This window comes from Nocardioides sp. B129/18 (assembly GCF_055282735.1).
The window spans coordinates 79960-90140 of the sequence record NZ_JBUZJI010000016.1 but is presented as its reverse complement, the minus strand read 5'-3'; the positions used below and the strand labels follow the sequence as shown (position 1 = coordinate 90140).

Here is a 10181-nt window from a genome sequence, read left to right as displayed (position 1 = left end):
GTGCCCGAAGGCGTCGAAGGCCTCGAGGGCCTCGCGCCAGGCCGCGGCGAGCCGCTCGGGATCGACCTCGGCACCCAGTGCCCACCCGGCCCGCAGCGCCTCGGCGCGCAGCCGCGCCTCCCAGGCCCGACCCTCCGGCCCCCAGTGGCCGGTGGGGTCCTTGTAGCGCTCGACGACCGTGTCGCCGTCGGCCTGCAGGGCGGCCACCCGGGCCAGCAGCGCCTCGCGTCGGGCGGCGGGCAGACGCGGCGCGAGGTCGGCCAGCGCCCGCAGGGTGGTGGCGGCCAGCCGCAGACGCGCGCTGAACCACGGGCTCCACATCGCGCCGACCACCGCGACCGGCGCGTCGTAGGCCTCGAGTGCGGCGTCGACGTCGCCGAGCCGCGCCGCGGCATGGATCTCCGCCGCCGCGGAGCTGATCGCGATCGCGCCCTCCTCGGCCCAGATCGGACGCAGGGCGCGGGCCCGGGCCGCGACGTCGGCCACCTCCTCGGGGGACGTGGCGCGCTCGACGTCGATGAGCAGCTGGACGCTGCGCAGCATCGCCGCGGCCACCTCGGGAGCGCCGGTGGCGTCGAGGAGGCCGGCGGCGGCGTCCCAGTCGCCCCGCACCATCTGGATCCAGCCGGCCTGCCAGCGTGACTCGAAGGTGTAGGGCGCCCACGGGACGCCGGCCCGGCGACCGCGGGCGATGGCGGCCTCGAAGTGGGTCAGGGCCACCTCGAGCTCGCCGTGGTCCTCGTGGCTGCGGCCGAGGTGGAAGCGGCCCCGGAGCTCGGCGTGCAGGGCGCCGTCGCGCTCGGCCCGCTCGACGGCCGCGGCGAGCGCGGAGCGCAGCACCTCCGGCGGGGCGTTGCGCAGACCCGAGACGGTGGTGGCCGCCTCCGAGGCGAGGTCGGGCAGGTCGAGTCGCTCGGCCAGGGCGAGGGCCTCGAGGCCGAGGGACTGGGCCTCCTCGAAGTCGCCGAGGGCGGCGAGGATGCGGGCGCGGCCGGCCAGCACCTTGGCGCGCAGGCCGCCGGCGTCCGCGGGCGCGAGCGCCACGGCCTCGGCGGTGACGGCGCGCAGGTCGACGTCGTGCTCGGTGAGGAAGACCGCCTCGGCCCAGCCCATCAGCATCCGGGCGCGCCACGCGGGCGGGGCGTCCTCGGGCAGACGACGCAGCTGCTCGCCGACGACCTCGACGGCGCGCACCGCATGCCCGGAGGCCGCCAGCGCCTCCCCCGTCTGCACCACGACCTTCGAGACGTCGAGGTCGGCGACGTCGACGCGGGGGTCGGTGAGCAGGTCGAGCGCGCTGAGCAGGTGCTGGGACGCCTCGTCGGGTCCACCGACCGCCAGCGCCTCCCGGCCCGCCCGGACGCTGGCCCGCAGGGCGGTGTCGGGGTCGTGGGCCAGGCGGGCATGACGCGCGAGCTCGGCGGCCGTGCCGACCGCACCCGAGCGCAGCGCGTCGACGTAGGTGCGGTGCAGCGCGGTGCGCTCGCCGGGCAGAAGGTCGTCGTAGACCGCCTCGCCGAGCAGGGCGTGACGGAAGGCGTAGTGGCCTCCCTCGGGCACCAGCACGTGGTGCTCGACGGCCGTGCGGACGCCGCTCTCGAACTGAGCGTCGGGCAGCTCGCAGACCCGCCGCAGGGTGTCGTCGTCGACGCGCCGGCCGGCGGCGGAGGCGGCGCGGACGACGCGGCGGGCGTCGTCCTCGAGGCCGTCGAGGCGCACCAGCAGCACGTCGGCGAGGTCCTCGGGGACGCCTCGACCGGCCTCGCCCATGCCCGTGCCGACGAGCTCCTCGACGAAGAACGCGTTGCCCTCGGCGCGGGCCACGATCTGGGCCAGCTCGGCCTCCGGCACCGGCGCGGGCGCCAGCTGACCGACGAGCAGCCGCACGGAGGCGTCGTCGAGACGCTCGAGGTGGAGGCGCCGGACCCCGTGCTGGCGCATCCACGCCGCCGCCTGGCTGCGCAGCGGGTGGCGGCGGTGGAGGTCGTCGGAGCGGTAGGAGGCGACGATCGCGACGTCGGCGTCGGCGGTGCCGACCAGGGCGCGGGAGAAGAGGAAGGAGAGGAGGTCGCGGGTGGAGCGGTCGGCCCAGTGGCAGTCCTCGACGACCAGCAGCAGCGGCGTGTCGGCGGCGACGCGCTCCAGCAGCGCCCACACGGCGGCGAACAGCTCGCCGCGGTCGAGCCCGGAGGCCTCGGAGACGGGGGCGTCCTCGGCGCCGAGCGTGCGTCGTCCCGGCTGCAGGCGGCTCAGCACGGGGTGCCGGTCGGCGACCTCGGCGAGCACGTCGGGCACCTCGGCGGCCAGCCGGCCCAGCACCTCGGAGAACGGCAGGTAGGAGAGCGCGGCGTCGCCGAAGTCGAGGCAGTGGCCGGCGACGACGCGGCGTCCGGACTCGAAGGCGCGGTCGCGCAGGCTCAGCAGGAGGCGGGTCTTGCCGACGCCGGCGTCGCCGGAGAGGAGGACGACGCGCCCGCCGGGGGAGGGGTCGCCGAGGCCGACCGCGTCCGCGAGCTCGCGCAGCTCGGCGTCGCGGCCGACCAGGGTGCGACTCGAGGGCGGCATCGCCTCATGATCGCGCACCGGCACGGCGAGGGTCACCGGGGCCACAGGGGCCACGGGGGGCACGGGGGGCTCAGTCCTGCAGCGGGTTCGCCGAGGGGTCGGTGGCGATGTGGCGGGCCTCGCCGCGGCGCCGGCGGCGCTGCCGGCGGGCGCGCTGGTCGGCGAGGTCGCGGGTCAGGCGGCTGCGGCGGAACTCGAGGTCGATCGCGCCGTCCATCTCGAAGAGGGTCATGGGGTGCTCCCTGGGGTCTGGCGGCCCCGGCGGTCGGGGCGTGGGCACCACGCTCCCGCTCTGAGGTAGGCCCCCGGATCGGGAGGAAGCCCTAGGTCCATGGACCGCCTACCTCAGATCACACCGGCACCCCGTCGACGACGACCGGCCGGCCGCCGCGCCAGACCCCGGCCACCAGCGGCACGCCGGGCCGGTAGGCCAGGTGCAGGTGGCTGGGGGCGTCGAGGAGCACGAGGTCGGCGCGGGCGCCGACGGTGAGACGTCCGACGTCGTGCCGGTCGAGGGCGTCGGCGCCGCCGGCGGTGGCGGCCCGGACGGCCTCCGCGGGCGTCAGGCCCATCTCGCGCACCGCCAGCGCGATGGCCAGCGGCAGGCTGGAGGTGAAGCAGGAGCCGGGGTTGCAGTCGCTGGCCAGGGCGATCCGGACGCCGGCGTCGAGCAGGGCGCGGGCGTCGGGGTAGGGCTGCCGGGTGGAGAACTCCACGCCCGGCAGCAGGGTGGCGACGGTGCCCGACTCGCGCAGCGCGTCGACGTCGGCGGGCTCGAGGTGGGTGCAGTGGTCGACCGCGACGAGCCCGAGCTCGCAGGCCAGCCGGACGCCGGGCCCCGGGCCGAGCTGGTTGGCGTGGAGGCGTCCGCGCAGACCGGCCGCGATGCCGGCCTGCAGCACCGCGCGGGCCTGGTCGGCGTCGAAGGCGCCGCGCTCGCAGAAGGCGTCGATCCAGCGGGCGTGCGGGCGGGCGGCCTCGAGCATCGGGCCGGTGACCAGCGCGACGTAGGCGGCGGGGTCGTCGGCATGCTCGGGCGGGACGACGTGCGCGCCGAGGAAGGTCGTCTCCTCGGTGAGGGTGCGGGCGACCGCGAGGCTGCGGGCCTCGTCGCGCACGCTGAGGCCGTAGCCGCTCTTGATCTCGACGGTCGTCGTGCCCTGGCGCAGCATCTCGCGCACCAGCCGGCCGGCGTTCGCGGCGAGCTGCTCGTCGGTGGCGGCACGGGTGGCGCGCACCGTCGTCGCGATGCCGCCGGCGGAGTAGGAGCGGCCGGCCATCCGGGCGGCGAACTCCTCGCCGCGGTCGCCGGCGAAGACGAGGTGGCTGTGGGAGTCGACGAAGCCGGGCAGGACCGCCCGGCCCCCGGCGTCGACGACGACGTCCGCGGCGGGCGCGTGGGCGGCGTCCCCGACCCACGCGACGCGGCCGGCGTCGAGGATGACGGCGGCGTCGCGCCGCAGCGCGAGGGGGTCGGCCGCCGTGGCCCGCTCGGGGTCGTTGGTGGCGAGCTCGCCGATGCCGGTGATCAGGGTGCTCATGCGTGGATCCCGTCCGCGCACAGGCGCTCGATGGTGGCGGCCAGCGCGGCGCCGGTGGCGGCGGGGTCGAGGGTGCGCCAGGTGCCGTCGACCATGACGGCGCGGACGTCGGCGGCTCCCGCGGCGAAGACCGCCATCTGCTCGTCGGCGCCCGCCCCGGCGGTGCGCGGGCTGGCGGGGTCGAGGACGACGAGGTCGGCGCGGCGTCCGACGGCGATGGCGCCGGCGTCGTCCCAGCCGAGGCTGGCGTGCCCGGTGGCGGTGGCGGCGCGCAGCAGCTCGGAGGCCGTCCAGTGCCCGCGGGACTGCGCGGCCAGCCGCTCGTGCATCTCGACCGCGCGCATCTCCTCGAAGAGGTCGACGACCGCGTGGCTGTCCGAGCCGAGCGTCAGCGGGGATCCGGCGTCGTGGAGCCGCCGGGCCGGGCCGATGCCGTCGCCGAGGTCGCGCTCGGTGGTGGGGCACAGGCAGGCGTGGGTGCGGCTCGCGCCGAGCAGGGCGACGTCGTCGTCGGTGAGGTGGGTGGCGTGCACGGCGCTGGTGAGCGGTCCGAGCGCACCCGCCTCGGCCAGCAGCGCGGTGGGCGTGAGCCCGGTGGCCGCCCGGCAGGCGTCGTTCTCGGCGCGCTGCTCGCTGAGATGCACGTGCAGCGGACGCCCGGCCGCGGCCTGCGCCACCGTCGGCAGCTGCGCGCGCGGCACCGCCCGCACCGAGTGCGCCGCCGCCCCGATCCGCGCGTGGGGACGCTCCCGCAGCCCGGCCACCCGCTGCGCCCACGCGTCGGCGTCGCCGTCGTCGTAGCGACGCTGGACGCCCTCGGGCGGCGTCCCGAAGCCCGAGGCGAGGTAGCAGGCGTCGAGCAGCGTGATCCGCAGCCCGGCCTCGGCCGCCGCCGCGATCACCGCCTCCCCCATGGCGTTGGGGTCGTCGTAGGGCCGGCCGTCGGGCCCGTGGTGGAGGTAGTGGAACTCCCCGACGCAGGTGATCCCGGTGCCCACCATCTCCGCGTACGCCGCCCGCGCCAGCGCGAACAGCCCGTCCGGGTCCAGCCGCCCCGCCACCGCGTACATCTGCTCCCGCCACGTCCAGAAGCTCCCGCTCCCACGCTGGGTGCGCCCCCGCAGCGCCCGGTGGAACACGTGGCTGTGGCAGTTGGCGAGGCCGGGGATGGTCAGGCCGGGGACGTCGAGAAGTTCCCCGGCTGACCGGGGAACTTCTGCGTCTCGGGTGTCAGATGACCCCTCTGACGCCCAAGTTCCCCTGACCAATCCCCCCAATCCGTCCACAGGCCGACGGGTCTCTCCACCGGTTCGTCCACCGATCTCGACGCGGGCGAACCGCCCGTCGACGACCTCCACCACGACGTCCTCGGCGACGACAGCGGTCCCCGGCTCGCCCACCAGCGCCCGCTCGAGGCGGTAGCGGCTCACGAGGGCTCCTCGACGAGCCGCTCGAGCGCGTCGGCGAGCGCCACGACGCCGGCCTCGCAGTCGGCCATGCCCGCGTGCTCGAGCGGCGAGTGCGAGACCCCGCTGGGGTTGCGGACGAACAGCATCGCCGTCGGCACGCCGGCCTCGGCCAGCACCCCCGCGTCGTGGCCGGCCTGGGTCGGCAGCGACGGCAGACCGGGGGCGATGCGCGCGGCGAGCGCGGGCGGGAAGTGGATCGCTGGGCTCACCGACTCCGGCGTGACGACGACACTCGTGCCGTCGCGCTCGGCACGTGCCAGGGCCTGCGCGGTGATGGCGTCGACGAGGTGCTCCAAGGCGGCGACGTGCTCGCCGCGGGCGTCGAGCCAGGCCGTGACGCGGGCGGCGATGCCGTTGGTGGCGTTGGGCTCCACCGCCACCCGGCCGAAGGTCGCCCGCTGACCCGCGAGCCGCGCGGCCTTGGCGGCGGCCAGCGCGGTGACGGCGTAGGTGAGCATCGGGTCGGCGCGGTCCTCCATGCGCGTGGTGCCGGCGTGGTCGGGGGTGCCGTCGAAGGCGAAGCGCCAGCGTCCGTGCGGCCAGATGCCGGCCGCGACGCCGACGGGAGCGTCGAGGTCGACGAGCCCGCGGCCCTGCTCGACGTGCAGCTCGACGAACGCCTCCACCCGCTCCAGGCTCAGCCGCGGGGCGTCCAGGCCTGCCAGGCCGGCGGCCTCCAGGACGTCGGGCAGGCGGCGGCCCTCGGCGTCGCGCAGATCGCGAGCACGGACGTCGTCGAGGGCGCCGGTGACCAGGCGCGAGCCCAGGCAGGCAAGCCCGAACCGCGAGCCCTCCTCCTCGACGAACACCGAGATCCCGAGCCGCCGGGCCGGCCGCACCCCGCGCGAGCGCAGGGCGTCGAGCGCCGCGAGCGCGGAGACCACGCCGAGCGGGCCGTCGAAGGCGCCGCCGTCGGGCACGGAGTCCAGGTGCGAGCCGGTGAGCACGGCAGGCGCGTCGGCCGGGCCCCACCAGGCGACGACGTTGCCGAGGCCGTCGATCTCGACGTCGAGGTCGCGGGCGGCGCACTCCTCGACGAACCACGCGGCGAGCTCGCGCTCGGCGGCGTCGAAGGGACGACGCCGGTAGCCGGCGGGCGTCCGTCCGACGGGCTCGAGGGCTCGCCACATCGAGGCGAGGTCAGCCACAGTGACCCCCGTGGAGTTCGCTGAGGTCGTGCGCCGGCGCCGCATGGTGCGCCGCTACGCCGACACCCCCGTCGACCCCGCGATCGTCGACCGCGCGATCCGGAACGCCACCCACGCGCCGAGCGCCGGCTTCAGCCAGGGCTGGGGGTTCCTCGTGCTCGACCAGCCCGACGACGTGCGTCGCTACTGGGCGACGACCACCGACGACGTCGAGCGTCCCGGCGCCTGGCTGTCGGGCCTGATGACCGCGCCGGTGGTGATCCTGCCGTGCAGCAGCCGCGCCGCGTACCTCGAGCGCTACGTCGAGCCCGACAAGGGCTGGGACGACCGCGCGGAGTCGCGCTGGGCCAAGCCGTACTGGGATCTCGACACCGCGATGGCCAGCCTGCTGATCCTGCTGACGGCCGTGGACGAGGGCCTCGGCGCCTGCTTCTTCGGCATTCCGCCGGCCCGCGTCGACGCCGTGCGTGACGCGTTCGGCGTGCCCGACGACCACGAGCCGATCGGTGCGATCACGCTCGGCCACCGCCTGCCGGACCCGCAGGCCACCGGCAGCCCCGGCTCGGCGGCCCGTCGTCGACGCCGTCCGCTCGAGGAGGTGCTGCACCGGGGTCGCTGGCATGGGTCCAGTCCATCGGCCTGAGCCGACCCGGTCAACGAGGTCGGACGCCCGCGGCGTCTGGGATCCCAGACAGCGCGCGGTCTCCGGCTAGACGCCGACGTAGGCTCGGGGCATGGCCGAGGCCTCCCGTCCCGATCCCGACCGGCTCCCCCGCGGGCCGCAGGACGGCCGTGCCGCCGCCCGCGCCCGCATCGAGCAGCAGCACACCTGGGTCGACCAGCAGATCCGCATCGCGATGGCCCGCGGCGACTTCGACGACCTGCCCGGCGCCGGCAAGCCCCTGCAGGGTCTCGACGGCCGCGACGATCCCGACTGGTGGCTGCGGCGCCTCGTCGAGCGCGAGCAGATCACCGGCGTCCTCCCGCCCGCCCTGCAGCTGCGCAAGGACGACGCCGAGCTCGACGCCCGCCTCGACGCCCTCACCGCCGAGAGCGAGGTGCGCCGCGAGGTCGAGGAGTTCAACGCCCGCGTCATCCACGCCCGCTACACCCCCGTCGACGGCCCCCCGCTCATCACGATGCCCCGCGACGTCGAGCCCACCGTCGAGGCCTGGCGCGAGCGTCGCGCCGAGCTCCGCCGCCGGGCCCTGGCCGACGCCCCACCGCCCGCTCCCGCCCCCACTGGCCTGCGCCGACTGACCCGATTCCTGCGCCGGGGTCGGTGACGGCGCGCCGTGCAGCTTCATCGGCTGACCGATGAAGCTGGCGCCTGCACGGTGAAGCCTCATCGTCCAAGCGCCAGTTTCGTGCGCGTGCGGCTCTGAAAGCTTCGGCGGCTGGCCGCCGAACCTTTCATCCCTGACGCCGGACAGCGCCGCGGTCGCGTCCGAGGACCGGACCTGTCGAGTAGGTCATACCGACCAGTAACCGCCCGTTGCTAGGTTGCGCCCATGCGAACCAGCAAGGACTTCTTCCGCCCTCTGGCCGTCGGCGCCCCGGCCCCGCTGCGGGAGGTCCCGGCCCGCCCCAGCCGCGCGATCCACTTCTTCGATCCCAGCAACGAGAAGATGGCCGCGAAGATCCCGGGCATGGTCGGCACCGTCGACGTGCTGCTCGGCAACCTCGAGGACGCCGTCAAGGCCGACAACAAGGTCGCCGCCCGCGAGGGCCTGGTGCGCATCGCGCAGTCCACGGACTTCGGGCCCACCCAGCTGTGGACCCGCATCAACTCCCTCGACAGCCCCTGGGTGCTCGACGACCTGACGACGCTCGTGCCCGCCATCGGCGAGAAGCTCGACGTCATCATGGTCCCGAAGGTGCAGGGCGCCGAGGACATCCACTACGTCGACCGCCTCCTGGCTCAGCTCGAGGCGAAGGCCGGCATCTCCCGCCCGATCCTCATCCACGCGATCCTCGAGACCGCGCGCGGCGTGGCGAACATCGAGGAGATCTGCGGCGCGTCCCCGCGCATGCAGGGCCTCTCGCTCGGCCCGGCCGACCTCGCCGCGGACCGTCGCATGAAGACCACCCGCGTCGGCGGCGGCCACCCGGGCTACCTCGTCCGGCAGGACCCCGCGTCCTCCAGCGAGGAGGACATCAACGCCCCGCGCAGCATCTTCCAGCAGGACCTGTGGCACTACACGATCGCCCGCATGGTCGACGCCTGCGCCATGCACGGCATCTACCCCTACTACGGCCCCTTCGGCGACATCGCCGACGTCGTGGCCTGCGAGGACCAGTTCCGCAACGCCTTCCTGCTCGGCTGCGTCGGCACCTGGAGCCTGCACCCCAAGCAGATCGCGATCGCCAACCGCGTCTTCAGCCCCAGCGTCGAGGACATCAAGCACGCCCGACGCGTCGTCGCGGCCATGGGCGACGGCACCGGCGCGGTGATGATCGACGGCAAGATGGAGGACGACGCCTCCCTCAAGCAGTGCCTGGTCATGGTCGAGCTCGCCGAGCAGCTCGCCGCGATCGACCCGGCCCTCAAGGAGCAGTACGACGCGATCGACGTGGAGGCCTGATGTCCGAGTTCACCCCGCTCCGCTCGGTCCTCTACATGCCGAGCTCCAACGCCAAGGCGCTGGAGAAGGCCAAGACCCTGCCGATCGACGGCGTCATCCTCGATCTCGAGGACGCCGTCGCCCCCGACGCCAAGCCCGCCGCCCGTGAGGCTGCGGCCGCTGCCGCCGCGTCCGGCGAGTACGGCCGCCGGACCCTGACGATCCGCGTCAACGGCATCGGCACTCAGTGGCACGACGACGACATCCGCGCCGCCGCCCAGGCCGGCCCGAACGCCGTCGTCGTCCCGAAGGTCAACAGCGCGGCCGAGGTCGGCCAGCTCGTCGACGCCCTCGAGAAGGCCGGCGCCCCCGACCACACGACGCTGTGGGCGATGGTCGAGACCCCCGTCGCGATCCTCGACGCGCTGTCGATCGCCCGCGCCTCCGAGCGCCTCTCGGTGCTGGTCCTGGGCACCAACGACCTCGTCAAGGAGCTCTACGCCGAGCACGTGCCCGGCCGCGCCCCGATCCTGCCGAGCCTGCACACCGCGCTCCTGGCCGCCCGCGCCGCCGGCATCGCGATCCTCGACGGCGTCTACAACGACGTGAAGGACGTCGACGGCTTCCTCGCCGAGTGCGAGCAGGGCCGCCAGATGGGCTTCGACGGCAAGACGCTCATCCACCCCGGCCAGATCGAGGGCGCCAACGCCGCCTTCGCCCCGTCCGAGCAGGCCGTCGAGAACGCCCGCGGCATCCTCGAGGCGTGGGAGGCCGGCGCCGGCTCCGGCGTCGTCACCTACAACGGCCGCATGGTGGAGAACCTCCACGTCGAGTCCGCCACCCGCACCCTGAGAATCCATGAGGCGATCACGGCCCTGCAGTGATGTGATGCGG

9 protein-coding genes are annotated in these 10181 nt (G+C 75.4%); 4 read left to right on the top strand and 5 right to left on the bottom strand.

What is annotated here, in order from left to right; all coding sequences use genetic code 11:
- From ACZDWJ_RS12670 to ACZDWJ_RS12650, 5 genes are all read right to left on the bottom strand, one after another.
- Nucleotides 1-2565 (bottom strand): ATP-binding protein (locus tag ACZDWJ_RS12670; RefSeq protein ID WP_463521321.1); only part of this gene is annotated, 2565 nt, incomplete at its 3' end.
- 70 nt (nt 2566-2635) lie between these two features.
- Nucleotides 2636-2797 carry a hypothetical protein gene (locus ACZDWJ_RS12665; RefSeq protein ID WP_463521320.1) on the bottom strand — a complete coding sequence of 54 codons (162 nt, stop codon included), beginning with the start codon at nt 2795-2797 and terminating at the stop codon, nt 2636-2638.
- Nucleotides 2798-2915: 118 nt separating this feature from the next.
- A complete protein-coding gene (hutI, locus tag ACZDWJ_RS12660; RefSeq protein ID WP_463521319.1) occupies nt 2916-4106 on the bottom strand; it encodes an imidazolonepropionase in 1191 nt (396 codons plus the stop codon).
- Nucleotides 4103-5392 (bottom strand): formimidoylglutamate deiminase, encoded by a 1290-nt coding sequence (locus ACZDWJ_RS12655; RefSeq protein WP_463521323.1) that lies wholly within the window; start codon nt 5390-5392, stop codon nt 4103-4105. The genes hutI and ACZDWJ_RS12655 overlap by 4 nt, the downstream gene beginning before the upstream one ends.
- A 140-nt stretch (nt 5393-5532) precedes the next feature.
- Nucleotides 5533-6723 carry an allantoate amidohydrolase gene (locus ACZDWJ_RS12650; protein WP_463521318.1) on the bottom strand — a complete coding sequence of 397 codons (1191 nt, stop codon included), beginning with the start codon at nt 6721-6723 and terminating at the stop codon, nt 5533-5535.
- A 10-nt stretch (nt 6724-6733) separates the two neighbouring features.
- Between ACZDWJ_RS12650 and ACZDWJ_RS12645 the strand changes: the two genes are divergently transcribed.
- The 4 genes from ACZDWJ_RS12645 (at nt 6734) to ACZDWJ_RS12630 (ending at nt 10171) form a co-directional block, all read left to right on the top strand.
- Nucleotides 6734-7366, top strand: coding sequence for a nitroreductase family protein (locus ACZDWJ_RS12645; protein WP_463521317.1), 633 nt, complete (start codon nt 6734-6736; stop codon nt 7364-7366).
- 91 nt (nt 7367-7457) lie between these two features.
- Nucleotides 7458-8009, top strand: coding sequence for a DnaJ family domain-containing protein (locus ACZDWJ_RS12640; RefSeq protein ID WP_463521316.1), 552 nt, complete (start codon nt 7458-7460; stop codon nt 8007-8009).
- Between the two features lie 225 nt (nt 8010-8234).
- Nucleotides 8235-9308 (top strand): HpcH/HpaI aldolase/citrate lyase family protein, encoded by a 1074-nt coding sequence (locus ACZDWJ_RS12635; RefSeq protein ID WP_463521315.1) that lies wholly within the window; start codon nt 8235-8237, stop codon nt 9306-9308.
- Nucleotides 9308-10171 carry an HpcH/HpaI aldolase/citrate lyase family protein gene (locus ACZDWJ_RS12630; protein ID WP_463521314.1) on the top strand — a complete coding sequence of 288 codons (864 nt, stop codon included), beginning with the start codon at nt 9308-9310 and terminating at the stop codon, nt 10169-10171. The genes ACZDWJ_RS12635 and ACZDWJ_RS12630 overlap by 1 nt, the downstream gene beginning before the upstream one ends.
- Nucleotides 10172-10181 lie beyond the last annotated feature (10 nt).

Excerpts from the sequence above, each read along its gene's own strand:
- ACZDWJ_RS12630 (WP_463521314.1), top strand. The coding sequence starts at position 9,308 with ATGTCCGAGTTCACCCCGCTCCGCTCGGTCCTCTACATGCCGAGCTCC.
- ACZDWJ_RS12640 (WP_463521316.1), top strand. The coding sequence starts at position 7,458 with ATGGCCGAGGCCTCCCGTCCCGATCCCGACCGGCTCCCCCGCGGGCCG.
- ACZDWJ_RS12665 (WP_463521320.1), bottom strand. The coding sequence starts at position 2,797 with ATGACCCTCTTCGAGATGGACGGCGCGATCGACCTCGAGTTCCGCCGC.
- ACZDWJ_RS12635 (WP_463521315.1), top strand. The coding sequence starts at position 8,235 with ATGCGAACCAGCAAGGACTTCTTCCGCCCTCTGGCCGTCGGCGCCCCG.
- hutI (WP_463521319.1), bottom strand. The coding sequence starts at position 4,106 with ATGAGCACCCTGATCACCGGCATCGGCGAGCTCGCCACCAACGACCCC.